Origin of the sequence: Pseudomonas sp. LS-2, from assembly GCF_003605735.1 — a bacterium.
GTDB lineage: Bacteria > Pseudomonadota > Gammaproteobacteria > Pseudomonadales > Pseudomonadaceae > Aquipseudomonas.
This window is the reverse complement of record NZ_QXTJ01000033.1, coordinates 87,815-113,338: the sequence shown is the minus strand read 5'-3', so window position 1 is coordinate 113,338 and position 25,524 is coordinate 87,815. Positions and strand designations below refer to the sequence as shown.

25 protein-coding genes and 1 pseudogene are annotated in these 25,524 nt (G+C 59.3%); 10 read left to right on the top strand and 16 right to left on the bottom strand.

Annotation, left to right across the window (positions count from 1 at the left end; all coding sequences use genetic code 11):
* Positions 1 to 473: 473 nt before the first annotated feature.
* From dkgB to D3M70_RS18735, 6 genes are all read right to left on the bottom strand, one after another.
* Positions 474 to 1,277: a 2,5-didehydrogluconate reductase DkgB gene (gene dkgB, locus D3M70_RS18760; protein ID WP_120127189.1), complete on the bottom strand. Its 804-nt coding sequence runs from the start codon at positions 1,275 to 1,277 to the stop codon at positions 474 to 476.
* A gap of 238 nt (positions 1,278 to 1,515) precedes the next feature.
* Positions 1,516 to 2,055, bottom strand: a complete 540-nt coding sequence (locus D3M70_RS18755) for a PaaI family thioesterase (protein WP_120127188.1) — start codon at positions 2,053 to 2,055, stop codon at positions 1,516 to 1,518.
* Between the two features lie 164 nt (positions 2,056 to 2,219).
* A complete protein-coding gene (locus tag D3M70_RS18750; RefSeq protein WP_120127187.1) occupies positions 2,220 to 2,780 on the bottom strand; it encodes a DUF1003 domain-containing protein in 561 nt (186 codons plus the stop codon).
* Between the two features lie 239 nt (positions 2,781 to 3,019).
* Positions 3,020 to 3,226 carry a hypothetical protein gene (locus D3M70_RS18745; protein ID WP_120127186.1) on the bottom strand — a complete coding sequence of 69 codons (207 nt, stop codon included), beginning with the start codon at positions 3,224 to 3,226 and terminating at the stop codon, positions 3,020 to 3,022.
* A 122-nt stretch (positions 3,227 to 3,348) separates the two neighbouring features.
* On the bottom strand, positions 3,349 to 3,831 hold the full coding sequence (locus tag D3M70_RS18740; protein WP_120127185.1) for a transcription elongation factor GreAB: 483 nt from the start codon (positions 3,829 to 3,831) through the stop codon (positions 3,349 to 3,351).
* A gap of 26 nt (positions 3,832 to 3,857) precedes the next feature.
* Positions 3,858 to 4,253 carry a hypothetical protein gene (locus D3M70_RS18735; RefSeq protein ID WP_120127184.1) on the bottom strand — a complete coding sequence of 132 codons (396 nt, stop codon included), beginning with the start codon at positions 4,251 to 4,253 and terminating at the stop codon, positions 3,858 to 3,860.
* 113 nt (positions 4,254 to 4,366) lie between these two features.
* Between D3M70_RS18735 and earP the strand changes: the two genes are divergently transcribed.
* Positions 4,367 to 5,515 carry an elongation factor P maturation arginine rhamnosyltransferase EarP gene (gene earP, locus D3M70_RS18730; protein ID WP_120127183.1) on the top strand — a complete coding sequence of 383 codons (1,149 nt, stop codon included), beginning with the start codon at positions 4,367 to 4,369 and terminating at the stop codon, positions 5,513 to 5,515.
* A gap of 87 nt (positions 5,516 to 5,602) precedes the next feature.
* A complete protein-coding gene (efp, locus tag D3M70_RS18725; protein ID WP_120127182.1) occupies positions 5,603 to 6,172 on the top strand; it encodes an elongation factor P in 570 nt (189 codons plus the stop codon).
* Between the two features lie 243 nt (positions 6,173 to 6,415).
* On the opposite strand, the gene D3M70_RS18720 is transcribed toward efp, so the two are convergent.
* The 3 genes from D3M70_RS18720 to D3M70_RS18710 all read right to left on the bottom strand — a co-directional run bounded on the left by D3M70_RS18720 (position 6,416) and on the right by D3M70_RS18710 (position 8,752).
* On the bottom strand, positions 6,416 to 7,435 hold the full coding sequence (locus D3M70_RS18720) for an alpha/beta hydrolase (protein ID WP_120127181.1): 1,020 nt from the start codon (positions 7,433 to 7,435) through the stop codon (positions 6,416 to 6,418).
* A gap of 26 nt (positions 7,436 to 7,461) precedes the next feature.
* On the bottom strand, positions 7,462 to 7,881 hold the full coding sequence (locus tag D3M70_RS18715; RefSeq protein ID WP_062380296.1) for an organic hydroperoxide resistance protein: 420 nt from the start codon (positions 7,879 to 7,881) through the stop codon (positions 7,462 to 7,464).
* Positions 7,882 to 8,278: 397 nt separating this feature from the next.
* Positions 8,279 to 8,752, bottom strand: a complete 474-nt coding sequence (locus D3M70_RS18710) for a MarR family winged helix-turn-helix transcriptional regulator (protein WP_120127180.1) — start codon at positions 8,750 to 8,752, stop codon at positions 8,279 to 8,281.
* Positions 8,753 to 9,016: 264 nt separating this feature from the next.
* On the opposite strand from D3M70_RS18710, the gene D3M70_RS18705 reads away from it, so the two are divergent.
* Entirely contained in the window at positions 9,017 to 9,748 is a 732-nt protein-coding gene (locus D3M70_RS18705; protein ID WP_120127382.1) for a sulfite exporter TauE/SafE family protein, read from the top strand.
* A 6-nt stretch (positions 9,749 to 9,754) separates the two neighbouring features.
* Here D3M70_RS18705 and D3M70_RS18700 read toward each other — a convergent pair whose 3' ends face one another.
* The gene (locus D3M70_RS18700) at positions 9,755 to 10,609 is read right to left on the bottom strand and encodes a LysR substrate-binding domain-containing protein (RefSeq protein WP_218568434.1); all 855 of its coding nucleotides are present in this window, start codon (positions 10,607 to 10,609) and stop codon (positions 9,755 to 9,757) included.
* A gap of 98 nt (positions 10,610 to 10,707) precedes the next feature.
* On the opposite strand from D3M70_RS18700, the gene D3M70_RS18695 reads away from it, so the two are divergent.
* Together D3M70_RS18695 and D3M70_RS18690 are read left to right on the top strand one after the other, a co-directional pair.
* Positions 10,708 to 10,941 (top strand): DUF1127 domain-containing protein, encoded by a 234-nt coding sequence (locus D3M70_RS18695; RefSeq protein ID WP_120127178.1) that lies wholly within the window; start codon positions 10,708 to 10,710, stop codon positions 10,939 to 10,941.
* 166 nt (positions 10,942 to 11,107) lie between these two features.
* Positions 11,108 to 12,355, top strand: a complete 1,248-nt coding sequence (locus D3M70_RS18690) for a winged helix-turn-helix domain-containing protein (protein WP_120127177.1) — start codon at positions 11,108 to 11,110, stop codon at positions 12,353 to 12,355.
* Positions 12,356 to 12,465: 110 nt separating this feature from the next.
* On the opposite strand, the gene D3M70_RS18685 is transcribed toward D3M70_RS18690, so the two are convergent.
* Positions 12,466 to 13,812 (bottom strand): class II 3-deoxy-7-phosphoheptulonate synthase, encoded by a 1,347-nt coding sequence (locus D3M70_RS18685; RefSeq protein ID WP_120127176.1) that lies wholly within the window; start codon positions 13,810 to 13,812, stop codon positions 12,466 to 12,468.
* A gap of 211 nt (positions 13,813 to 14,023) precedes the next feature.
* Here D3M70_RS18685 and D3M70_RS18680 point away from each other — a divergent pair, with 211 nt between their 5' ends.
* Positions 14,024 to 14,779 (top strand): spermidine synthase, encoded by a 756-nt coding sequence (locus D3M70_RS18680; protein WP_120127175.1) that lies wholly within the window; start codon positions 14,024 to 14,026, stop codon positions 14,777 to 14,779.
* Between the two features lie 22 nt (positions 14,780 to 14,801).
* On the opposite strand, the gene D3M70_RS18675 is transcribed toward D3M70_RS18680, so the two are convergent.
* Positions 14,802 to 15,593, bottom strand: coding sequence for a crotonase/enoyl-CoA hydratase family protein (locus tag D3M70_RS18675; RefSeq protein WP_120127174.1), 792 nt, complete (start codon positions 15,591 to 15,593; stop codon positions 14,802 to 14,804).
* Positions 15,594 to 16,009: 416 nt separating this feature from the next.
* On the opposite strand from D3M70_RS18675, the gene D3M70_RS18670 reads away from it, so the two are divergent.
* Entirely contained in the window at positions 16,010 to 17,686 is a 1,677-nt protein-coding gene (locus D3M70_RS18670; RefSeq protein ID WP_120127173.1) for a DEAD/DEAH box helicase, read from the top strand.
* Positions 17,687 to 17,934: 248 nt separating this feature from the next.
* Here the strand turns inward: D3M70_RS18670 and D3M70_RS18665 are convergent, their stop codons facing one another.
* On the bottom strand, positions 17,935 to 18,702 hold the full coding sequence (locus D3M70_RS18665) for a class III extradiol ring-cleavage dioxygenase (protein WP_120127172.1): 768 nt from the start codon (positions 18,700 to 18,702) through the stop codon (positions 17,935 to 17,937).
* Positions 18,703 to 18,807: 105 nt separating this feature from the next.
* On the opposite strand from D3M70_RS18665, the pseudogene D3M70_RS34260 reads away from it, so the two are divergent.
* Positions 18,808 to 19,399, top strand: a pseudogene (locus D3M70_RS34260) (thiopurine S-methyltransferase); the annotation flags it as partial.
* Between the two features lie 81 nt (positions 19,400 to 19,480).
* Here D3M70_RS34260 and htpX read toward each other — a convergent pair.
* Entirely contained in the window at positions 19,481 to 20,368 is an 888-nt protein-coding gene (htpX, locus tag D3M70_RS18655; protein WP_120127170.1) for a protease HtpX, read from the bottom strand.
* A gap of 285 nt (positions 20,369 to 20,653) precedes the next feature.
* A complete protein-coding gene (locus D3M70_RS18650; protein ID WP_120127169.1) occupies positions 20,654 to 21,865 on the bottom strand; it encodes a pyridoxal phosphate-dependent aminotransferase in 1,212 nt (403 codons plus the stop codon).
* Positions 21,866 to 22,069: 204 nt separating this feature from the next.
* Between D3M70_RS18650 and msrB the strand changes: the two genes are divergently transcribed.
* The gene (gene msrB, locus D3M70_RS18645) at positions 22,070 to 22,468 is read left to right on the top strand and encodes a peptide-methionine (R)-S-oxide reductase MsrB (RefSeq protein ID WP_120127168.1); all 399 of its coding nucleotides are present in this window, start codon (positions 22,070 to 22,072) and stop codon (positions 22,466 to 22,468) included.
* Positions 22,469 to 22,574: 106 nt separating this feature from the next.
* On the top strand, positions 22,575 to 23,060 hold the full coding sequence (locus D3M70_RS18640) for a glutathione peroxidase (RefSeq protein WP_120127167.1): 486 nt from the start codon (positions 22,575 to 22,577) through the stop codon (positions 23,058 to 23,060).
* Positions 23,061 to 23,186: 126 nt separating this feature from the next.
* Here D3M70_RS18640 and D3M70_RS18635 read toward each other — a convergent pair whose 3' ends face one another.
* Entirely contained in the window at positions 23,187 to 25,511 is a 2,325-nt protein-coding gene (locus D3M70_RS18635; RefSeq protein ID WP_120127166.1) for a response regulator, read from the bottom strand.
* Positions 25,512 to 25,524 lie beyond the last annotated feature (13 nt).

Here is a 25,524-nt window from a genome sequence, read left to right as displayed (position 1 = left end):
CTGACAGGGTTGAGCTGCTGGCGACGATGCAACCGAGAGTGCAATAGCGATGCCAATGGAAATTGGTTCAAGGGATAAAGGTGTGTTGTAGATACGCTCAAGCCAGCGGTTCAGGCCCTTTGGGCCAATCGCCAAAGGTTCACAAGCTTGGTTCGCAGGAAGAGGTGTGATTGGTTCGGGGGATAGGTGAACCAATTATTCGGGGATGTTACGTAGATGCCTGATTATGGTTCGGGTGCATTGTTACGGGGCGTGGATCGAGTCGCTCCAAGGTCTGTTCCCTGGGTGATGAACACCAGCGAACCTCTGTAGCAGCACGGCTTGCCGGCGGTGGCGTTCTTCAGGTCGCGACCGTCCTTTCACAACGTGCGCCTCTGTAGCAGCACGGCTTGCCGGCGGTAGCGTTCTTGAAGTCGCGACCACCGGCAAGCCGGATTGCTACAGGAATTTGATCAGCTGTTGAATCGAGGCGATCAATCCCACTGCGGCGCCAGGCTCGCCGGACTGGTCAGGCGATGGCCGCGATCCAGTCGGGCGATCTGCGCCATGTCTTCGTTGCTGAGCTTGAGGTCGACCGCCTTGAGATTGCTTTCCAGGTTCTCGCGCTTGGTCGACGAAGGAATCACCGCGTAGCCCAGTTGCATTGCCCAGGCCAGGGTCGCCTGCGCCGGCGTTGCGTTGTGGCGCTCGGCGATCTGCTGGATCACCGGATCCTTCAGCACTTCACCGTAAGCCAGCGTCATGTACGACGTGATCTTGATGCCCTGCTGTTGGGCGAAGTCAGCCACGGTGCGGTTTTGCAGGTACGGGTGCAGTTCGATCTGATTGGTGGCGATGTTCTCTGCCCCCACCGCCTCGATGGCTTCTTTCATCAGCGCCACGGTGAAGTTGGACACGCCGATCTCGCGGGTCAGACCCTGTTGTCTGGCTTCCAGCAAGGCGCCCATGAATTCGGCGACGGGCACCTTGCCCTGCGGCGACGGCCAGTGGATCAGGGTCAGGTCGACGTAGTCGGTTTTGAGTTTCGACAGGCTTTCCTTGAGGCTGGGGATCAGCTTGTCGGCGGCGTAGTTGTCGGTCCAGATTTTGGTGGTGATGAACAACTCGTCACGGGGCACACCGCTGTGCGCGATGGCTTGGCCGACCTCGGCTTCGTTGCCGTAGATCTGCGCGGTGTCGATGACGCGGTAGCCCAGTTCAAGGCCGTTGCTGACCGAATCGATGACGGTCTGATCTTTCAGGCGAAAGGTGCCCAGGCCAAATGCAGGAACAGTCATGGGGATACTCCGTTGGACAGTGAGAAAGTCTGAGGCCCAGTATCCGGTTTCGTTCACTGTGGAAAAACCGGGCAATCGGAAAGGGAGTTTTGATTGGAGATCACGAATGGGGTGTCAGGGCCACAGCATCGGTGGCGTACTTGGGCCGGCTATCGCGAGCAAGCTCACGCCTACAGATAATTGCGCGCCTCTGTAGGCGTGGGCTTGCTCGCGAAGCGGTGCGTCATATGCTCTCAAATCAGCGATTCATGTCCAGAATCATGCAGGTCGTGGTTCCCGTCGCGTAAAGACGGCCATCGGCGTCGTAGATCCTGCCCTCGGCCAATGCCGTGGAGCGCCCGACATGCACCACCGTGCCCTCGGCGCGAATCGGGCCGGTCTTGTTGCTCAGGGCGCGGATGTAACTGATGCGCAGATCAAGGGTGGTGTAGCCCTGGCCTTTTTGCAGTTGGGTATGAATCGAGCAACCCATGCATGAGTCCAGCAGCGTTGCGGCGTAGCCGCCGTGCACCGTCCCCAGCGGGTTGTAATGCTGTGGGCCGGGTGTGCCTTGAAAGATGAAGCGTCCGGGCGTCCACTCAATGGGGACGAAATCCATCAATTCGCCAATCGGTGGGTGTGGATAGAGGCCATTACCTATACCGTCGAAAAACGCCTGCGGCGTCAGCTGCGCGACGTCCATCAGATTCATGCTGCCAGCCTTGCCCAGTCGAGCGCGCATTTCTTGTTCCTGAGCTTGCCAGAGAGCCAGGGTTTCTTCGCGTGAGGTGCTTTGCATGGGGCAGTCGCTCCGGGAGAGGTCCGACGGTGTGTCGGAAAATTACGGTCATAATCCCGCCCTTCCATGACGACCGCAATACCATAAATGTCCAGACAGTGCCCAAATTGTTCGGTAGGTCAGATCAAGCCTGGCCGCAGAGGCAGAATCTCATTGCGATTGCCTCAGACATGCCCATCCTTCTTCACAAAATGTTTGTGCATGTCTGCGGTCAATGCTTCAACGCGTTCGGTCAGCACCTTGGTCATTTCTGTCAGTCGCGTGTTCTGTTCCAGTAGTTCGAGCATCTGCGCGGTGTTCTGGGCTGCGCGTGACATCCGTTCTTCGTTGGCGACGGCGAGCGCTTCGCGATGTTGTGCGTCGGCATCGGAACTGGCCTTGTCACGGGCGGCCTGACGGGTCTGGGCCAGCAGGATCAGAGGCGCGGCGTAGGCCGATTGCAGACTGAATGCCAGATTGAGCAGGATGAACGGATAGACGTCGAACTTCACCAGCCCCGTCAGGTTGGCGCCGACCCACAACAGCACGATCAGGGTTTGCGCCCCGAGGAACGTGGGTGTGCCGAAAAACCGCGCGAACGCTTCGGCCTTCAAGGCAAAGGCGTCGTTGCCGAAGGTCGGAGCCAGGTGCGCATGGCCTTTATGAAAACGCAGGTGGTCGACTTTCTCGGGCTGGGCTGAAGGAGGGGTGTCAGGCGTGATGGATTCGGGCGGTGCAACCGGCATGACAGGTACCTGAAGGCAATAAACATTTGCCCACTATAGGCCCCTGTCCTGAGGGTTAGTACTGAACCTGGGCTGAACGCTTCATGACCTGTCTGTAGCAGCACGGCTTGCCGGCGGTGTGGATCTCACGGACGCCACCGCCGGCAAGCCGTGCTGCTACATGAGCAAATCGTCTACATGCGCAATCATCTACGTGCGCAAATCATCCACATGCGCAAATCGTCTACATGAGTAGATGGTCAATCCACAGGCTCGGGATAAAGAGGCTTGGACCGCGACATGATGTTGGCGTAGTCGTACACATACTGGCGGCCTGCATGGCTGGTCATGCGCAGGCGGTCGATCAGTTGTCGCTCTTTCTTGTTCAGGTATCTCAACCCTTGGTGGTCACTGGACTTGAGGCGATCACGTTCATGGGCGTCAGGGAAAGTGATGACGTTCGTCATGAAATATCTCCTTGGTTAAATCCGTGTGCCCGGCTCCGTCTTCCGGGTTCACCGTTTGTCGTGCGACTGCGCACCTTACCCACAAAAAGTCAGACCCTTCAACCCTGCAAATGATCAACGGATCACAGTACGCGCGTGATCTCGAACGATTGCCGGCTGCCGTTGACGCTGATGTCCACCTCATCGCCATCGAACTTGCCCAGCAGATTCTGCCCCAGCGGCGCTTTGCCAGTGATCACAGTGATCGATATGTCACCGACGCTGATTTTCAGGCCCGCCGCATCCGGCCCCAGAAACAGGTGCTGCTGCGCGCCGCTGGCTGACTCCAGAACGATCAGATCGCCTGACTGAATGCCACGGACCTCATCGAAAGCCTTGAGCACCAGGCTCTGATACAACGCCAGCGACTGGCGAATCTCTTCGACCCGACGCGCTTGACCGGCTGCCAGATAGGATGCCTCCAGGCCCAGCGTGTCGTACTTGTTCTCGGCGATGTTCTCTTCGTGGGTCGCGGTTTCGTAGGCGGTTTGCGCGGCACGAACCGCGACGTCCAGATCGACTTCGAGTTTTTCGATGATCCGTTGCAGGACCTGTTGCTTGTTCATGAATGCTGTTTATCTCGTGGAATGGGTCAACCGCAGAACTGATAAACGGCGGCCTGACTTTTCGGGCTCGGCGCGGTCTGGTTCTGTTGTATCCAGAACTGGCATTTCGGACCGTTGAAGTCGCGCTGACGATCGGCCTGTTCGGCTTGCTGGGCCTGGCGGGCCTCGCTGTCGCCAAGGTTGCGTTGGTATTGCTCGAACATCGGATTGTCACTTTCAGGCTTCGCTTTGGCCGCAGGAGCAGGCGTCAACTGGGCTGCTGCGTTGCTTAACGCCTGGCTCTGCTCGGCAGGCAAGGCTTTGTAGATCAGCCAACCGGTGAGCACGACGGCCAGAAAACCCAACCAGATTCCGGCAGCAATGGACACAATGAGCTTCAGTGGTTGGAGCGTGACGGACAATTGGCGATGGTTGACGTACATAGCAGACTCCTTGTTTGTATGACGTTGGCCGCGATTGTCGCACGACCGGGACTGGAGGTTGTGCGTCGTTATGACGGACAATCCGCTTTTTTGAACATCCTCAGGGAGCCCGGATGAAAGCCTCTTGGGATATTTTCTGTACCGTTGTGGATAACTTTGGCGATGTTGGCGTGACGTTTCGTCTGGCCCGACAGTTGGTCGCCGAACATGGGATGCACGTGCGCCTGTGGGTCGATGATCTGGCGGCGTTTGCGCGCCTGTGCCCCGGCGCCGACGCGACCGCCGAGCAGCAGTGGCATGACGGTGTGAACGTGTGTTTCTGGGCGAAGGACTGGCAGGCCGCCGAGCCCGCCGATGTGGTCATCGAGGCATTCGCCTGCCATCTGCCCGCCGCTTATATAGAAGCCATGAAGGCGCGCAATCCGCGTCCGTTATGGCTGAACCTGGAATACCTCAGCGCCGAGGAATGGGTCACCGGGTGCCACGGCTTGCCGTCGCTGCAATCGAGCGGCATACAAAAGTTCTTCTTCTTTCCCGGTTTCAGAACCACCACCGGCGGACTGCTGCGCGAAACAGGTCTGATCGAGCGTCGGCACGCCTTTGAGCTGAATCCGGCCGCCCAACAGGCGTTTCTGGCCGATCTGGGGATTTATCCACAGGCAGGCGCTTCTCAAGGACATGCGCGGCTGATCTCGCTGTTCGCGTATGAGCATGCCGGTCTTGGTTCGTGGCTGGATTGTCTGGCCGCGGATTCTCGGCCCACCCACCTGCTGGTTCCGGAGGGCCGTGTCATCGGCGATGTGCAACGCTGGCTGGGCGTCGAAGGGCTCGAAGCTGGCGCCGTGCAGGTGCGCGACAATCTGACCGTCCAGGTCCTGCCCTTCGTGCGCCAGGAAGATTACGACCGGTTGCTGTGGTGCTGCGATTTCAACGTGGTGCGCGGCGAAGACTCTTTCGTCCGCGCACAGTGGGCGGGCAAGCCGCTTATCTGGCACATCTACGAGCAGGACGACGACGCGCACTGGGCCAAGCTGGATGCTTTCCTCGAGCTGTATCTGAAAGAGTTGTCGGTTGAGGCGGGGGCGGCGCTGACCGAAGTCTGGCGCAACTGGAATGCGGGCCAGGACATGGCACAAAGCTGGAAAACCCTGGAAACGTACCGCGGCGAGCTGGCCGCCCATGCCGAGCGGTGGTGTCTGGAACAGGCCTTGCAGGACGATCTGACGACTGCGCTGGTACAGTTTTACCGAAATTGGATATGATACGCGGCCTTGTATTAAGCCCTGTACGAAAAGTGGCTTTTCGTACAGGGCTTAGAAAGTACTTCAATCCAAATTCGGATACTCGCAATGAAAACTGGTAAAGAGCTTAAACCCGGCACCGTGATCAAGATTGATAACGATCCTTGGCTGGTTCAGAAAGCTGAATTCACCAAGTCGGGTCGTAACAGCGCGATCATGAAGACCAAGCTGAAGAACCTGCTGACCGGCTACAAGACTGAAACCGTCTACAGCGCCGACGACAAGCTGGAAGACGTGATCCTGGACCGTAAAGAAGCCACCCTGTCTTTCATCAGCGGTGATTCCTACACGTTCATGGACACCACTGACTACACCATGTACGAACTGAACGCCGAAGACATCGAAGCCGTTCTGCCATTCATCGAAGAAGGCATGACTGACGTCTGCGAAGCCGTATTCTTCGAAGGCCGTCTGGTTTCCGTAGAGCTGCCGACCACCATCGTGCGCGTCGTTGACTACACCGAAGGTTCCGCTCGCGGCGACACTTCGGGCAAGGTCATGAAGCCTGCCAAGCTGGCCAACGGTACCGAGCTGCAAGTTGCCGACTTCATCGAAATCGGTGACAAGATCGAGATCGACACCCGTGAAGGCGGTTCTTACAAAGGCCGTGCTAAATAAGCATCGCTCTTGTAACGCTGGATACGAAAAAGCCCGACCAATGAGTCGGGCTTTTTTGTGAGCGATGGGTTTGTTCGGTTACCAGTTCATCTCGCATGTCTCCACTCGCAGGATTGCTTGTCGAACCCAGTGATGCCATCGCGGGCAAGCGCGCTCCTACAGACGACTCGATACCTTGTAGGAGCGCGCTTGCCCGCGATGGCGTCAGATGAATCGCTGAATATCCATCCGACGTGCTTCCTCTTACTTCAGATGAACCTTCAACTCCTGAGAAGCCTGCAACATCGCAGAGCGAACTTCCGGCACCTGGCTGACTACGTTGAGCAACCCGTAGTCGTGGATCATGCCGTTGTAGCGCACTGCCGTCACCGGCACACCGGCTTGGTCCAGCTTGCGAGCGTAGGCTTCGCCTTCGTCACGCAACACGTCGGCACCGGCGGTCTGCACCAGCGCAGGTGGCAGACCCTTCAACTGATCCACTGTGGCGCGCAGCGGTGAGGCATAGATCTCTGCGCGTTGCTTCGGATCGGTGGTGTAGTTGTCCCAGAACCACTTCATCATGTTGCGGGTCAGGAAGTGCCCCTCGGCGAACTGCTCGTAAGAGCCGGTATCGAAGTTGGCGTCGGTCACCGGCCACAGCAGCACCTGGTATTTGATTGCCGGGGTGCCTTTGTCTTTGGCCATCAGGCTGACGACTGCCGCCATGTTGCCGCCGACACTGTTCCCCGCAACCGCCAGACGCTTGCCATCGACGTTGATTTCCTTGCCGTGCTCCGCCACCCATTTGGTAGCGGCGTAGGCCTGGTTGATCGCCGTCGGGTAGTGCGCTTCAGGTGAAGGTGTGTAGTTGACGAACACTGCCACCGCACCCGAACCCTCCACCAGGTCCCGAACCAGACGTTCGTGGGTCGGGTAGTCGCCCAATACCCAGCCGCCGCCGTGGAAGTACATGAACACTGGCAAGGTGCCTTTGACGCCCGCCGGACGCACGATGGTCAGGCTGATGTTCTGGCCGTCGACCGAAATGGTCTTCTGGCTCACGTCGGCCTTGGGCAGGGTTAGTTTGACCCCCGCCTGTGCGCCGGTCAGAACGGCGCGGGCATCCTTGGGCGAAAGCTGCTCGATGGGCTTGCCACCACCGGCGTTGAGCGCATCGAGGAACGCCTGGGTGTTGTGCTCAACGCCGGTGTCGGTCGCCGCGAAAGCGTTGCCGATCGACAGCGCGAGGAGGGAGCCAGCCAGAATCTTGCCGAACGTGTTCATGTTCATCTCCTTCGTGGTCGGGTGGATCAGACGGTGACGTGCAGACGTACGTCAACGTTGCCGCGAGTGGCGTTGGAGTAAGGGCAGACCTGGTGGGCCGCATCGACCAGCGCTTGAGCATCGGCCTGTTCCAGACCTGGCAAGTTGATGTTCAGGTCGATGTCCAGACCGAAACCGCCAGGGATCTGGCCGATGCCGACATGTGCAGTGATCGAGGCGTCGGCCGGGATGCTGCGCTTGCTCTGACCAGCGACGAATTTCAGTGCGCCGATGAAGCAAGCCGAGTAACCGGCCGCGAACAGTTGCTCGGGGTTGGTGGCTTCACCGCCAGCGCCGCCCAGTTCTTTCGGGGTCGCCAGTTTCACGTCCAGGATCTTGTCGCTGGAAACAGCACGGCCATCACGGCCACCGGTTGCGGTTGCGACTGCGGTATAGAGTGCTTGCATGATATGTCCTCACTTGATGATGTTGGCTTGAGCCGTTTGTGATTAGCGCTAAAAGTTTGTGCGCTAAGCAAGTGAGATGAAATGTACTTCGCTAATGTTTAGCGCGCAAGGTAAATTTTTGAGAAATCTAAAAATCTTTTTGCAAAGCGGCCAGTTACCTGTTTAACCATTTGATTTATATGAAAAATAAAAATATGAAAAGCACAGGTTCTTACGGGTTATCTCAATCCGGAGCAGTTCGGTTTGCCAGCGGTGCCTTCCAAATAGCCACCGCTGGCAAGCCGTATGGGTACGGGCGAATCACCCCAGGGCCAGCCGGATTGTGCTCATCGCAGCGGAAACAAAAAGGCCAGCACGAATGGCTGGCCTATGAAGTAAACGATGGAAGCGGTGGGGCTCAGATGTTGTCGTGCAGGTTCCCGCGCAGGCCCAGCAGGTCGTGTTGCAATGCCTTGAGCTGCTCCACGCTGATCCCGCTGGCAGCGAGGATGCATTGCGGAATGCTTTGGGCCTTCTTGTGCAGCGCCTTGCCCTGTTCGGTCAGGGTCAGCAGCACCACGCGCTCGTCTTCCTTGCTGCGCGTGCGGCTGATCAAGCCTTCCGCCTCCAGGCGCTTGAGCAGGGGAGTCAGTGACCCTGGGTCGGTCAGCAAACGCGTGCTGACTTCTCCTACGGTAAGGCCATCGCGTTCCCACAACACCAGCATTGCCAGGTACTGCGGATAGGTGAGATTCAATTCCTGAAGCAGTGGCTTGTACACCTTGGTCATCATCAGCGATGTGGAGTACAGGGCAAAACACAGCTGGTTATCCAGCAGAAGGTTTTCACAACTGCCAGCGCCAGCCAGAGTCGAGCTATCGTCGGCGTTCATTGAAATGTCCTCGAATGATCGGTGGTGAGCGCTAATTTAGTGCCGCGATCTTTAATGCGCCAGATAATTTAGGTAATGGGTGGTGCAGCCGTTTTCTATCACCAGAGGGCGTAGACGCTTCACTCTCGAAGAAACACGATGCGTGGACCGGCTGATCACGCTTCGTTGACGGTTAACTGTAACTGTGGATTTCCCAGGCCCCGCTGACTGCGTAGGATGCGCGCAGGATCATGTAGAGGACCGAGTGTGATTGTCGATGTAATGATGTATCTGTTTCTGGGCGCCGCGATGGGCACGCTCGGCGGCCTGTTCGGAATTGGTGGCGGTCTGGTGACCATTCCGGCGTTGGGCGTGTTGTTCGGGCTGGATCAGCAACTGGCCCAAGGCACTGCGCTGCTGATGGTGCTGCCCAACGTGCTGCTGGCGCTCTGGCGCTACAACCAGCGTAACCGGATTTCCGTGCGCAACGCGATGATGTTGATCGTGCCGAGCTTCACGGTTTCGTGGCTGACCTCGTTATGGGCTGTGCGGATCGATCCACAGAGCATGCGCATCGGCTTCGTTGCCTTTCTGATCGTGCTGACGCTGTTCAACCTGATCCAGATGTACTGGCGCAAGGGTAACGCGGGCGCCGAACTGCGTCATGGAAAATGGCTCTGGGTGCTGGGGCTGGGGTCGGGTGTCACGGCGGGGTTGTTCGGCGTCGGTGGCGGTGTGATCGCCACGCCGATTCTGACCGGCTTCTTCGGCGCGACACAGGTCGCCGCTCAAGGTCTGGCATTGGCGCTGGCAGCACCGAGCACCACGATCACCCTGACCACTTATGCGCTGCACGGTCATGTGGACTGGCTGATGGGCATTCCGTTGGCCATCGGGGGGCTGGCCAGCATCAGTTGGGGCGTAGCACTGGCTCACAGCCTGCCGGAGCGTTTGCTGCGCTCGCTGTTCTGCGTGTTTCTGGTGATCTGCGCCATCATGCTGTGCTTCAGAGTCTGACTGAGCCTAAAGCCTGAAGCCTTCGGCGATGTGATCGGCCAGGCATTCAGTGATCGGCGAAGGATTGTTGGGGTTGCGCAGCAGCACGATGCTCGCCGACGGCAACTGCGGCAATCCTTGCTCTTCCCCCAACACCCGCAGATCCGAGGTGATCAGGCTTTGCAACTGGGCCGTCACCGCCAGTCCCGCGCTCACCACCGCCATGATCGCCGACAGGCTCGCGCTGGTATACGCCACGCGGTATCCACGGCCTGTCGCATCCAGCGCATGAGTCGCCCAAAGCCTGCAGAAGCAGTCACTGTTGAACATCGCCAGCGGCATCGGCGTTTGCTCATGGGGGCAGAAACCTGCGGCTTCAGCCCAGACGAACCGCTCCTGACGCAGAATCTGTCCGATTTCCTTGCCCGGCTCGCGGGTGACGATACTCAGGTCCAGATCCTGGCGTTGCAGCAACTGCGCCGATGACTCGCAGTGCACTTCGACCTGAATCAGCGGGTACGCCTGGGCGAAGCGGGAGAGGATTCCCGGCAGAAAGCGCATCACGTAATCGTCCGGCGTACCGATCTTCACCGTCCCGACCATGTGCGGCTCGCGCAGGGTGTTGAACACCTCGCTGTGCAACTTGAGGATCCGCCGGGCATAACCCAGCAACACCTGGCCTTCAGCAGTCAGGTTCAGCACCCGACCGTCTTTCTGGAATAACGGCCGCTGCACCACGTCATCTTCCAGCCGTTTCATCTGCATGCTGACCGCAGACTGCGTGCGATTGACCACCTCGCCAGCCTTGGTGAACCCGCCCTGATCGGCAATGGCGACGAAGGTGCGCAGCAGTTCGCTGTCGATGCTCGGATAGGTGGCCATTACATCAATCTCCCAGATGCAGTGCATCATAAACATTTGTTGGATTGATCTTAAGCCTGGAGGGATGATCTGGCTATCCCCACTCGGAGGGCGAGAAAATGAAAGGTCAAAAAGGTTATGTACTGGTTCTGAAAACCCTGTCCCATGATTCGGCTGTAGAACGTGCCTGGCACGCAGCCACCGCGCAGATCGCCCGCTGGCGCAAACTGCATCGCGAGCGTATTGAGCTGGCCAGCTTGAGCGATGATGCCCTTAAGGATGTCGGCTTGAGTCGCGCAGATGTCTACCAGGAAGCCGAACGTCCGTTCTGGGACGATCCCATGAAGCATTGATGAGCGAGTCGGTAACGCAGTGATGAACGACTCGATCCAGGTAGCAGCACGGCTTGCCGGCGGTCGCGATCATGAGAACGCCACCGCCGGCAAGCCGTGGCGCTACAGGTGATGTGCAACCCAGGACGGGATCAGGTAGTTTTGCGAATCGATCAGGAGGTCCTGAATGCCTGCAGAACTGCCGAATCAGCAACAGCTGTCCATCAAACAAGCCCGTCGTCTGGCGTTGGCGGCCCAGGGTTTCAATGGCCGCCAGCCGCCTGCCGCTTTCAAGGCCAGCCATGTCACACAACTGATCGAGCGCCTCGGTGTGCTACAGATCGACTCGGTCAACGCCTTGGTGCGTTCCCATTACCTGCCGCTTTATTCGCGGCTGGGCAACTACCCGCAAAAGCTGCTGGACCAGGCGGCCTGGAGTCAGGGCCGACAGCGCAAACTCTTCGAATACTGGGGCCACGAAGCCTCGCTTTTGCCGGTCGAGCTTTATCCGCTCATGCGCTGGCGCATGCACCGGGCGGCGCAAGGTGAGGGGATCTATCAGCAGTTGTCCCGATTCGGACGCGAGCAACAACCGACCATCGCCCGTGTGCTGCAAGCGGTTCGCGATCAGGGCGCATTAGGTGCGGGAAGTCTCAGCACCCGCCAGGAGAGGGCTGGTCCGTGGTGGGACTGGAGCGCCGAAAAGCATGCGTTGGAATGGTTGTTCGCGGCAGGTGAAGTCACGGTCGCTGGTCGTCGAGGCTTTGAGCGGCTGTATGATTTGCCTGAGCGCGTTTTACCTTCGTCGATCATCCATCATCCCGAACTGACCGAGTCGGACGCACAGCGGGGTTTGCTGTTGCAGGCGGTGAAGGCGTTGGGCGTGGGCACTGAAAAAGACATCCGCGACTATTTTCGCCAGGACCCGGCACCGGCCAGGGCGGGCATCGCCGAGTTGCTCGAGGAGGGCGCAATCGAGGCGGTTCGCGTACAAGGCTGGAAACAACCGGCGTATGCCCTGCCCGGATTCAAAGCGCCGCGCAAGGTCACTGCCAGCGCGCTGCTATCGCCCTTCGATTCACTGATCTGGGAGCGGGCGCGCACCGAAAGGCTCTTCGATTTCCATTACCGCCTGGAGATCTACACCCCGGCGCACAAGCGGGTCTACGGCTACTACGTGTTGCCGTTTCTCCACCACGAACGCATCGCGGCGCGCATCGACCTGCGGGCCGAACGGGCAGCGGGAAGACTGGCGGTGCATGCCGTGCACGAGGAAGAGCCGGGGCTTGACGAGGAGGGGATGCACGCGTTGGCGGCGAATCTGCGACAGCTGGCGGACTGGTTGGGATTGCCGGAGGTCCAGATCAATTGCAAACGCGCCAGTGCGGCGCGATTGCGAGCAGCTTTTACCCGTCAGCGGTTACTGCACCTCTAAAGGGTAACCTGTAGGAGCGCGCTTGCCCGCGATGGCGCTGGGTCAATCAACCGCTTCGTGACAGACCCACCGCCATCGCCGGCAAGCGCGCTCCCACAACGCCGGGGGATTTACCGCCGAACCTCCTTCAACGTCTCGGCAATCAAAAACGCCAGTTCCAGGGACTGATCGGCGTTCATCCGTGGATCACAGTGAGTGTGGTAACGGTCTGACAGGCCGTCTTCGGTAATCGGACGTGCGCCGCCGATGCATTCGGTGACGTTCTGTCCGGTCATCTCGATGTGAATACCGCCCGCGTACGTGCCTTCTGCCTGATGCACTTGGAAGAACTGCTTCACCTCGCCAAGAATCTGCGCGAAGTCCCGGGTCTTGTAGCCGCTGCTGGCCTTGATGGTGTTGCCATGCATCGGGTCCGAACTCCACAGCACGTTCTTGCCTTCGCGCTCCACGGCACGGATCAACCCTGGCAGATGATCGCCGACCTTGTTGGCCCCCATCCGCGCGATCAGGTTCAGGCGTCCGGGGTCGTTGTCGGGGTTGAGGATGTCGATCAGGCGAATCAGGTCGTCAGTGTTCATGCTCGGTCCAACTTTGACCCCAATCGGGTTGTTCACCCCGCGCAGAAACTCGACATGCGCGCCGTCCAGCTGGCGCGTGCGGTCGCCGATCCACAGCATGTGCGCCGAGCAATCGTAGAAGTCGTTGGTCAGGCTGTCGCGACGCACGAACGCCTCTTCGTAATTCAACAGCAGCGCTTCGTGGGCGGTGAAGAAACTCGTCTCTCGCAGTTGAGGCGAAGTGTCCATGCCGCAGGCGCGCATGAAGGCCAGGGTTTCGTCGATGCGGTTGGCCAGCTGGCTGTACTTGTCCGACAGCGCCGAATTGGCAATGAAATCCAGGTTCCACTGATGCACCTGATGCAGATCGGCAAAACCGCCCTGAGCGAAGGCGCGCAGCAGGTTCAGGGTTGCGGTGGACTGGTGATAGGCCTGCAGCAGACGGTCGGGGTCCGGTACGCGGCTCTTCTCGTCGAAGCCGATGCCGTTGACGATATCGCCGCGGTAGGCCGGCAAGGTCACACCTTCGATGGTTTCATCATTCGAAGAGCGCGGTTTGGCGAACTGACCGGCCATGCGCCCGACCTTGACCACCGGGCAGCCCGCGGCGAAAGTCATGACGATGGCCATTTGCAGGAGCACCTTGAAGGTGTCCCGGATTTTCGCGGCGGAGAACTCGAAAAAGCTTTCAGCGCAATCGCCTCCCTGCAACAGGAAGGCGCGACCCTCGGTGACCTCGGCGAACTGACGGCGCAACTCCCGCGCTTCACCCGCGAAGACCAGCGGTGGATAACTGGCCAGCGTCTGCTCGACACGCAGCACATGGGCGGCATCGGGATACTGGGGTTGTTGCTGGATAGGCAGGGTCCGCCAGCTGTCGGGGCTCCAGGGTTGGCTCATCTTCTACTCGAAATCAAAGCGATCGGACGGCCATGTTAGCAGTTCGTCCCGATAATTTGCGTGACCTCCCGGGGCTGCTTGGCCGACAATCCGCGCTTGCGAAGGCTGATGACTCAGTCTCTGTCGCAGTCCGGCCAGTCGGCGGTAGCGTTTTCGCCATCGCTGTCGTCCAGACCAAGCGCCCCAGATAACTATTGGCAAGAGAGCAACGATGACCGAGGAGCGTGTAGAGCGCGTGCTGGCTGAAGTCCACGATGATTTCGGCATGATCCGCGTGCTGGAAGTGGAGGATTACCGCTTCCTGGAGTTCGGCGACGCCATCGAGCAGAGCTGCACGTTCACGGCCGATCCCGCGTGGCTGGAATACGACTACACCCGTGCCATGCTGATCGGCGCGCTGTGTCATGAAGCACCGGAAAGCGCGTTGTTCATGGGGCTTGGCGCGGGGACGCTGACGCAGGCCTGTCTGAAGTTTCTGCCGCTCGACGACGTCGAAGCCATCGAACTGCGCCCGGACGTACCGCGCCTGGCGATGGAATACATGGGGCTGGAAGACGATCCACGGCTGTATATCCGAATCGGCGACGCGCTGGAGTTACTCCCGACTGCGGAAAACGCCGACCTGATCTTCGTCGACCTCTACACTGACACTGGCCCGGCGGTGGGGCACCTGGCCTGGGGCTTTCTGGAAAAATGCCAGCAACGCCTGAACCCCGGCGGCTGGCTGATCATCAACCAGTGGGCCTCGGACGACGGCAAACCGCTCGGCGCGGCCTTGTTGCGCGGGCTCTATCATCGTCATTACTGGGAATTGCCGGTCAAGGAAGGCAACGTGATTTTGATCGTGCCTTACGATCTTGACCAGACGCTGGACATGGACGCCCTGACTGCGCGCGCCGAAGCGCTGGCGCCGCAGTTGGGCTACTCGCTGCTGTCCCTGATCAAGACTGTACGGTCGGCGACCTGAGCCTGATCAACGCCCGTCATTCTCAATGACCGGTAAAATGCCCCGGCCTGCGTTCGATCAACGCCAGCAGCCCCTCTTTGGCATCGTCGCTGGACATCACCTGCCGCACCTGCGCGGCGAGTTGTCCTGCGGCAACCTCCTCACCATCACGCACCGCCTGACGCGCCGAAGCCAGCGTAGCCCTGACCCCGAGCGGGGCGCGATCGGCGATGCGTCCGGCCAGGTGCAACGCGTTCGGCAGCAGATCTTCATGGGCCATGACTTCCTGCACCAGCCCCATGCGCAGTGCTTCATGAGCGTCGAACTCGTCGCCGGTCAGCAGCCAGCGCATGGCATTGCCCCATCCGGCGATCTGATGCATGCGCAGTGTCGCGCCGCCGAAGGCGAACAGACCTCGCTGCACTTCGATCTGCGAAAAGCGCGCGTTGCTGGCGCACAGATTGATGTCGGCGGCGAGCATCAGCTCGATACCCAGCGTCAGGCAGTAGCCCTGCGCTGCGACGATGACAGGTTTGCTGACCCTGGGGCCTGCGAAAACGCCCCACGGATCGTAGCCGCCTTGCGGAAGTTGCCAGCCGTTGACCAGTGTCGAACCGGTTTCGGCCAGGTCCAGTCCTCCCGTGAAATGCTCGCCATGGGCGAACACCACGGCGACCCTGGCCTGGTCGTTGCGCTCGAACTCGCCATAGGCCAGGCTGAGCTGGTTGAGCATTTCCATGTCGAAGGCGTTGCGCTTGGCCACGCGATCCAGCCCGATGAGCATGATGGGGCCGCGCTGTTCCCGGCTGACGTGGCCTGTGATCGAAGAGGTCATGTCGATATTCCTGCGTGCTGAGGAGGAGTGGAGGGTGGGCTGCCTGACTGATGAGGTGAATCGTTTAAGCCCCCGCCGCCAGTACTACCGGGCTTTAGAAAAATAGACACTGACACAGGTTTGCGCAAAGCCTGTGACAGTTGGACGCAAGGCGTTGTCGCGCTGAAAAAAATCCTCACTTACTTTGGCAATTCCGGTATAGTGCGCGCCGGCCTTTCATAGGGCCCTCGTCACGGTATGGGTTTGTGAAGCCTTCTTCTCAAACCGGTTCGGTTACGAACTATCCTTGACGATCCATTCATCAATACGTTTTCGCAAATCCCCGCCGACAAAGCAGCCAGGGTGACTCTAGGGTCTTACACGGCACGCGCAGCTTTGAAGCATGGGTCTTTGCGGATGCACTCAGAGGCAGACCCATGACCCAGGAAACCGGCGGCTTCGCCGCTTTTAATCTCAATCCGAATATTCTCGCAGCCATTATCGCTACCGGCTACGAAGAGCCTTCGGCTATTCAGCAGCAATCGATCCCGATCATCATGGCCGGCCACGACATGATTGGCCAGGCGCAGACCGGTACCGGCAAAACCGCCGCGTTCGCCCTGCCTATCCTGCATCGCATCGATCCTGCCAAGCGCGAGCCGCAAGCCCTGATCCTGGCGCCAACCCGTGAGTTGGCGCTGCAAGTAGCAACCGCTTTCGAAACCTACTCCAAGCAAATGCCTGGCGTCACCGTTGTGGCCGTCTACGGCGGTGCACCGATGGGCCCACAGCTGAAAGCCATCCGTAATGGCGCACAAATCGTTGTGGCGACCCCGGGCCGTCTGTGCGACCACCTGCGTCGCGACGAGAAAGTCCTGGCGACCGTGAACCACCTGGTTCTCGACGAAGCTGACGAAATGCTCAAGCTGGGCTTCATGGATGACCTGGAAGTCATCTTCAAGGCCATGCCTGCAACCCGTCAGACCGTATTGTTCTCGGCCACCCTGCCGCAGTCGATCCGTGCCATTGCCGAACGTCACCTGCGTGATCCGCAGCACGTGAAGATCCAGACCAAGACTCAGACCGTTACCGCGATCGAACAGGCTCACCTGTTGGTTCACGCTGACCAGAAGACCTCTGCCGTTCTGAGCCTGCTGGAAGTCGAAGACTTCGACGCCCTGATCATGTTCGTACGTACCAAACAGGCCACCCTGGACCTGGCAAGCGCTCTGGAAGCCAAAGGCTACAAGGCCGCTGCGCTGAACGGCGACATCGCCCAGAACCAGCGTGAGCGCGTCATCGACTCGCTCAAAGACGGCCGTCTGGACATCGTTGTCGCCACCGACGTCGCTGCCCGTGGTCTGGACGTTCCGCGCATCACTCACGTGTTCAACGTTGATATGCCGTACGACCCAGAGTCCTACGTTCACCGTATCGGTCGTACCGGCCGCGCCGGTCGCGAAGGTCGTGCGCTGCTGCTGGTCACTCCACGTGAGCGCCGCATGCTGCAAGTGATCGAGCGTGTGACCGGTCAGAAGGTCGCTGAAGTTCGCCTGCCGGACTCGCAAGCCGTTCTCGATGCCCGCATCAAGAAACTGACCAACAGCCTGGCGCCACTGGTTGCCGATGCTGAAGCCAGCCACGGCGATCTGCTGGACCGTCTGACTGCCGACATCGGTTGCACTCCACGTGCACTGGCTGCTGCTCTGCTGCGCAAGGCTACCAACGGTCAGGCCCTGACGCTGGCTGCCATCGAGAAGGAGCGTCCACTGGTTCCGAACAGTGCGCCGCGTGGCGATCGTCCAGATCGTTCGTCGGGTGATCGTCCTGATCGTGGTGACCGCGAGCGTCGTGCTCCGATGCCATTGGCTGAAGGCCGTGCCCGTTGCCGTACCGCGCTGGGCGCGCGTGACGGTATCGCTGCCAAGAACCTGCTGGGCGCCATCCTCAACGAAGGTGGTCTGGCTCGTGAAGCGATCGGTCGCATTCAGGTGCGTGACAGCTTCAGCCTCGTCGAGCTGCCAGAAGATGGTCTCGAGCGCCTGCTGGCCAAGCTGAAAGACACCCGCGTTGCCGGCAAGCAGTTGAAGCTGCGTCGCTATCGCGAAGACTGATTGGCGTTGAGCTGATCGTCTGAACAAAAAAATCCCCGACTGGTTCGGGGATTTTTTTTGCCTTGGGTTTAATGGGGTGGCGCAGATCCTGTAGCAGTCCGGCTTGCCGGCGGAGGCGTTGCTGAATTCGTTACCGCCGGCAAGCCGTGCTGCTACAGATCCAGTCAATGAGTCGGATATGAGAGGTAGCGCCGATCCAGATGAGAGTTGGCGCAGGGTTAATGCGTCATTACGCGAATCTCGCGCCTTCAACCAAACCTGTAAATATCCATCCCCAGCGCGCCCATGGTGAAACCCTGGTGGGCGATGCTGAATTCACCTCCGGCACCGCGGGCGAAGTACAACGGTAGCAAATGCTCGTCGGAGGGGTGGTTACGCACGGCGTTCGGTGCCTGACGGCGGTAGTCGTGCAGCGCTTCTTCATCGTTCGCCGCCAGCTTTTCAACCATCCAGTCCCGGAACGCCAATGCCCAAGGCTCCACGCTTTCAGGGCCTGCGTGCCAGTCCAGTTCGCGCAGATTGTGGGTGATGCTGCCGGAGCCGATCACCAGCACGTCTTCCTCACGCAGGCGGCTTAACGCCTGACCGACGCGGGTCTGCATGGCGGGGCCCATGCGTGAAGGCAGCGAGACCTGCACAATCGGGATATCGGCTTGTGGATACATCAGCGACAGCGGCACCCAGACCCCATGATCGAACGGACGACGGCTGTCAATTCGCGCGGGGAGACTGGCGGCAACCAATAGCTCCATGACGTGTGCCGTCATTTCCGGAAGTCCGGGCGCCGGGTACTGCACCGCGAAGAGCGCGGCGGGAAAGCCTCCGAAGTCATGCCAGGTTTCCGGTTGCGGGTTACCGTTGACCAACAGTTCGTTGCTTTCCCAGTGTGCAGAGACGATGACGATCGCCTTGGGTCGAGGCAGTTCGGCGGCCAGACGCTTCAACGCCGGACCGCTCTCGCCGGGTTCCAGCGCGAGCATGGGGGAGCCGTGAGAAATGAACAGGCTTGGGAACATATCGAGTGTCCTGAGCGTATAAGATGAGCAGCATGATCAAGCAGATCATTGATCTAAATCTAATATAAGTTTTAGTGCCGTTTGATCGAATTATCAGGAGCAATTATGGAGCCGCAGTTTTGGCATGAGCGCTGGGCGATCAATCAGATTGGCTTTAATCAGTCAGAAGTGAATCCCTACCTGCAGAAGTTCTGGCCTGAGCTGAACCTCAAGCCAGGCGAGAGAGTGCTGGTGCCACTTTGCGGCAAAACCATTGACATGCGCTGGCTCATCCAGCAGGGCTTGCATGTGGTCGGCGTCGAGCTGTCGGAAAAAGCCGTCCAAGACTTCTTTAGCGAGGGAGGCATGGAGCCCAGGGTCGAAGTGCGGGGTCAGTTCAAGGTCTACAGCGTTGAGGCGTGCGAGATCTGGTGTGGCGACTTCTTCGCGCTCAAAGCCAGGGACATCGGCAATTGCTCAGCTCTTTACGACCGCGCGGCGCTGATCGCATTGCCGGCCGAGATGCGCTGGCGTTATGTCGAGTGCCTCAACCGAATCCTCCCGGCCGACTGCCGGGGGCTACTGATTTCACTGGATTACGAACAGTCGGAAATCGCCGGGCCGCCATTTTCGGTGCCTGAGGAGGAGGTCATGCAACTGTTTTCACCTGAGTGGCGCGTGAAGCTGATTGTCGATGAGGACGTGTTGCACAAGAGCCNCGGCATATCGGATGTTTCGGCGTTAATCCAATCGAAAAAAAAGGGCGACTCAGTCGCCCTTCTTGATTAGTGCTGCCAGATCAACCGCGGCGGCGCAAAGCCTCGATGCGGTCTTCCAGTGCCGGGTGGCTCATGAACAAGCCCGCCAGACCGTGCTTCAGGCCACCGTTGATACCGAACGCGGTGAGGCTGTCCGGCATCTGCACCGGAACGCCCTGTTCCGAACGCAAGCGCTGCAAGGCGCTGATCATGGCGCCGGTACCGGCCAGGCGAGCACCGGCGTCGTCGGCACGGTATTCACGTTTGCGCGAGAACCACATGACGATCGCGCTGGCCAGAAAGCCCAGCACGAGCTCCGCGACGATGGTCGCGATGTAGAACGCGATGCCCCGGCCTTCCTCATTCTTGAAGATCACCTTGTCGACGAAGTTGCCGATGATCCGGGCAAAGAACATGACAAAGGTGTTCACCACGCCCTGAACCAGCGCCAGCGTGACCATGTCGCCGTTGGAGACGTGGCCGATTTCGTGAGCCAGAACCGCTTTTACCTCATCGGGTGAAAAGCGCTCCAGCAAGCCCTGGCTGACCGCGACCAGCGCGTCGTTCTTGTTCCAGCCGGTGGCGAAGGCGTTGGCCTCGTATGCCGGGAAGATCCCGACCTCGGGCATCTTGATGCCAGCGTCCCGAGACAGTTGTTCCACGGTCTGCAGCAGCCACTGTTCGTGACGGGTGCGGGGTTGGGTGATGATTTGGGTCCCGGTGCTCATCTTCGCCATCCATTTGGAGATGAACAGCGAGAACAGCGAGCCGGCGAAACCAAAGACGGCGCAGAAGATCAGCAGCTGATTGAGGTTGAGATCAACCCCGTTGGCCGCCATGAACCCATTGAAGCCAAAAAGGCTCAGGGTAATGCTGGCAATCAGCACGACCGCAAGGTTAGTGGCCAAAAACAGCAAGATGCGCATCATGATCTGGAATTTCTCCTCGTGAAGAATGTGTAACGTGTTGCGGGGTATATAAGGTGATGTCGGTGGGTATTCAACCGGGCGACTATTTCAAACTGTGTCTTTTCGCGTCGCCAAGGCAATTATGGACCATTGGCGAAAGGGCGGGGGTAGAGCGATTGTTGCGCGAGCGACGGTGACGACATGGATTGTAGGAGCGCGCTTGCCTGCGATTGCGCTGTGTCAGGCGATCAATACTTCACAGACAAACCGCTATCGCGGGCAAGCGCGCTCCTACAGGAAGCAGGATTACTGCTTATAAGTCTTCAGGAAATTCCCGATACGCCCGATCGCCTGCTCCAGATCGTCCACCCGTGGCAGCGTCACCACGCGGAAGTGATCCGGCCAGGGCCAGTTGAACGCTGTGCCCTGCACGATCAGCAGCTTTTCCGAGAGCAGCAGATCCAGCGCGAACTTCTCGTCATTGTGGATCGGGCAGATTTTCGGGTCGATCCGCGGGAATGCGTACAATGCGCCCATCGGCTTCACGCAACTGACGCCCGGAATGTCGTTGAGCAATTCCCAGGTGCGGTTGCGCTGTTCCAGCAGGCGCCCTGGCGGCAGGATCAGGTCGTTGATGCTCTGGTAGCCACCCAGCGCGGTCTGGATCGCGTGCTGACTTGGCACGTTGGCGCACAGACGCATGTTGGCGAGGATGTCGATGCCTTCGATGTAGCTCTGGGCGTTGTGTTTCGGGCCGGAGATGGCGATCCAGCCCGAACGGAAGCCCGCCACGCGGTACGACTTGGACAGGCCGTTGAACGTCAGGCACAGCAGGTCCGGCGCCAGCGAAGCGGTGCAGATGTGCACGGCGTCGTCATACAGGATCTTGTCGTAGATTTCGTCAGAGAACACCACCAGGTTGTGCTGGCGAGCGATCTCCAGCATGCCCAGCAGCACTTCCCTGGAGTAGACAGCGCCGGTCGGGTTGTTCGGGTTGATGATCACCATCGCCTTGGTGTTCGGCGTGATCTTGGCCTTGATATCGTCCAGATCCGGCCACCAGTTGGCCTGCTCGTCACACAGGTAATGCACCGGGTTGCCACCGGACAGCGCCACGGCAGCGGTCCATAGAGGGTAATCCGGCGCCGGGACCAGCACTTCGTCGCCGTTGTTGAGCAGCGCCTGCATCGACATCACGATCAGCTCGGAAACGCCGTTACCCAGGTAGATGTCCTCGATACCGACACCTTCGACCTGCTTCTGCTGGTAATACTGCATCACCGCCTTGCGAGCGCTGAACAGGCCTTTGGAGTCGCTGTAGCCTTGAGCGGTCGGCAGATTGCGGATCACGTCCTGCAGGATTTCGTCCGGCGCCTCGAAACCAAACGGCGCCGGGTTGCCGATGTTCAGCTTGAGGATGCGATGGCCTTCCTCTTCCAGGCGCTTGGCGTGCTTGAGCACTGGCCCGCGAATGTCGTAGCAGACGTTGGCGAGCTTGTTCGATTTGCTGAACTGCATGGTGATTGATCCCGAAAATGGACGGTCCGCTGCATGACGTGTAGGTCCTGAAAAGGCGAGCCGCTGAGCACAACGCCATCAAAATGGGTTTGTATGCCTGGAAGGCCGGTGACAGACTGGCGTCTAACGAAGGCGCAATCATACGTGCCACCCGATCCGTGGAAAAGACACAGATCGGGCTTTTTCAGTTGTGGAGGTGTACCCGTGGAAAAGCTGGAAAAAACCCTCGAAGAATGGAAGCAGATGCTTGATCCGGAGCAGTACAACGTTTGCCGTCTGAAAGCCACCGAGCGTCCTTTCACTGGCAAGTACAACAGCACCAAGACGGATGGCGTCTACCACTGTGTGTGCTGCAACGAAGCGCTGTTCGACTCCACTACCAAATTCGACTCAGGTTGCGGCTGGCCGAGTTTCTACGCGCCGATTGAGGGCAGTGCGGTGGTGGAGGTGCGCGATGTGAGCCACGGCATGATTCGTACCGAAGTGGTCTGCTCCAAATGCGATGCTCACCTGGGCCATGTGTTTCCGGACGGTCCGCCGCCGACGGGGCTGCGTTATTGCATCAACTCGGTCTGCCTGGATCTGGTGCCCCGCGAGGCCTGACGGGCTGACGCTGGATGTATGCGGCGGTATCACGGCGGATAATTTGATGGCGCGCCAACCAATGGGGCGCTAATTTGCTCGCTTGACCCTTTTTCGAGGCATCGCCATGAGCGACAGTTTGCTGAACATCCCGGTGCAGACCATCACAGGCGAGCAGAAAACCCTCGCTGATTACGCGGGCAAGGCGGTGCTGGTGGTGAACACCGCAAGCAAGTGCGGGTTCACGCCTCAGTACAAAGGCCTCGAACAGCTGTGGCAGAGCTACAAGGACCGCGGTCTGGTGGTCCTTGGATTCCCGTGCAATCAGTTCGGCAAGCAGGAACCGGGCAATGAAGGCGCGATTTCCGAATTCTGCGAGCTGAACTACGGGGTGAGTTTTCCGCTGTTCAAGAAGATCGATGTCAACGGCAGCGATGCCCATCCGCTGTTCGTGCAATTAAAGAAACGCGCGCCAGGGCTACTGGGCTCCGAGGGCATCAAGTGGAACTTCACTAAGTTCCTCATCGGCAAGGATGGCACGCTGGTCAAACGCTATGCGCCGCTCACCAAACCCGAAGAGCTCAAGTCCGATATCGAAGCGTTGCTGAAATAACCCCTACAGAGTTCGGCTGTCGCAACATCGTTTTGTCACACACATGACCCCCTGTAGCAGCGCGGCTTGCCGGCGGTGACGTTATCAAAACCGTTACCGCTGACCAGCCGGACTGCCACAAGGACATCAGTCATTGACCTGCACCACCGCGATCCACTGATCCAGCAGATGGATCAGTTCCTCCCGATGAAAAGGCTTGGCCAGGTAGTCGTTCATGCCCGCGTTCTTGCAATGTTCGCGTTCTTCCGGCATCGCATTGGCGGTCAGCGCAATGATCGGCAGACCGGGCCATTTGCCGCTCTGACGTATCAGTCGGGTGGCTTCATAGCCATCCATCACCGGCATGTTGCAGTCCATCAGTACCAGGTCGAATTGTCCGCGCTCAAGCTGCTGCAACGCCTCGGCGCCATGGCTGCTGACGACCACCTCACAGCCCAGTTTGCCCAGCATGCCTTTGGCCACCAACTGGTTCACCGGATTGTCTTCAACCAGCAGGATCCGTGCGCGATGGGTCACGGGCTCGCCGATGGTCAAACGAGCGCCTGACGTTCGCCCTTCGCTGTGCAGAATCTGGCTGAGCGCCTGATGCAGAACGGTGCGTGACAGCGGCCGTGCCTGTTGCTGCAAAGGCGCTAGTGCCACGACTTGCTGGCCCGGCATGAAGTTGCCGTAGGCCGTCACCAGCAGAATGGGAATCTGCGTCGCGGGGCGGATGCCGATCAGGCATTCGGGGCAATCGGTGATCAACAGGTCGGGCTGGACCTCCGGCTGTGGGTCACTGGCGCGCAAGTGCCGATAGTCGATGCCCCAGTCAGGCAACAAAACGCTCAACATCTCCAACAGTCCGCTGCCGGCTGCACTGACCACCGCCACGCGCCCTTTGAGCGCCGGCCATGCGGGCTCAGGTGTATGGGCGGGCAGCGGCAGGTCTGCGCAGAAGCGGCTGCCCACGCCAGCGGTAGACTCGATGCTCAACTGGCCATTCATGGCTTTGCACAGGTTGTGGGTCAGGCTCAGGCCCAACCCCGTGCCGCCGTATTGGCGGGTAATCGCCGCTTCGGCCTGAGTGAAGGGCTGGAAGATTTTCGCCTGGGCGTCCTGGGCGATACCGATACCCGTGTCGCAGACCTCGATGCGCACAGTGTCCTGATGCTGGCTCAGGCGAATGTCGACGCGTCCGACGCGGGTGAACTTGAGCGCGTTGGACAGCAAGTTACTGACGATCTGCCGAACCCGCGTCGGGTCGCCCATGACCAGGGCGGGGAACCGAGGATCGATCAGGCACGTAAGCTCGACACTGGGCGCTGCGTTCTGCGAAAGCAGATTTGCGGTGTCTTCGATCAGCGTGGCCAGGTCGAAGGGAATGCGTTCGAGCTCAAGCTGGCCGGCGTCGAATTTCGACAGGTCGAGAATGTCGTTGAGCAGTTCGACCAGCACTTTGCCCGAGTCGTGGGCAATCGACAGTTGCTGGCGTTGCTCTGCGCTCAGCGGGCCGTCGAGGGACAATGCCAGCATCCCCAACAGGCCATTGAGCGGCGTGCGGATTTCGTGGCTCATGTGGGCGAGAAATGCCGACCGGGCATGAGCCATGTCCAGTGCCGTGCTGCGCGCGATCTGCAATTCTTCGTTGGATCGGCTGAGGCTGGCGTTAGTCGACTTGAGTTCTATGGTCCGTGCCGAAACAATGTCTTCCAGCTCATTCAAGTGATCGGTCAGTCGGTTTTCGGCGTCGCGCCGGCGCACGAATTCGCACGCGACGTTCTCGAATTGCTGATTGGCGACCTGCACCAGCACGCCGATCTCATCGTTCTCATGCCCGGGCGGGCAGGGCAGTGGGGTCTGTTTGGGGCTGCTCGAGTCGCGGTTGGCCAAGGCCCGAATGACGCCGGTCAAAGGCTTGGTGAGTGTCAGGTAAAACAACGCCATGAGGATGCCGGCCAGCACCAGGCTGCGAACGAATCCATTGAGCAGCGTGATTTCCGCGCGCTGCAGGAAATGACTGCCGAATGCAAACGTGTCGACGTCCAGGTGCAGCGTGCCGATGGCCTCGTTGGGCATGTGGTCCAGATGCAGGATGTCTTCGAACTGCCGGCTTTTACCGAACAGCGAGTCGCTGAGCATCCGGTACGGGGTTTGCGTGGGCGGGCGGGACACGGCGGCCAGCAGGACATTGTTGTTGTCGGTCAGGCGTGCGCCGATCACGGCGGGCGAATGCAGAAGCCCCGATGTCAGTTCCTGGGCCAGTTCGGCGTCGATGTTGTAGGCAATTCGGGAGGCAGGGTTGTGACTGATTTGCAGTAAAGAGCGAATTTCACGATCGATGGATGCGTCTTCGCTGGCATAATCGATCGCAATTTGAAACAGGCTGAGCAGGGTTCCCAAAAGGAAGCCGATCAGAACGGTCAAACGGGCCTGTTTGAACGACAGTCGGTGAGTGATTGGTATATCCATAAGGGCGCTTGAT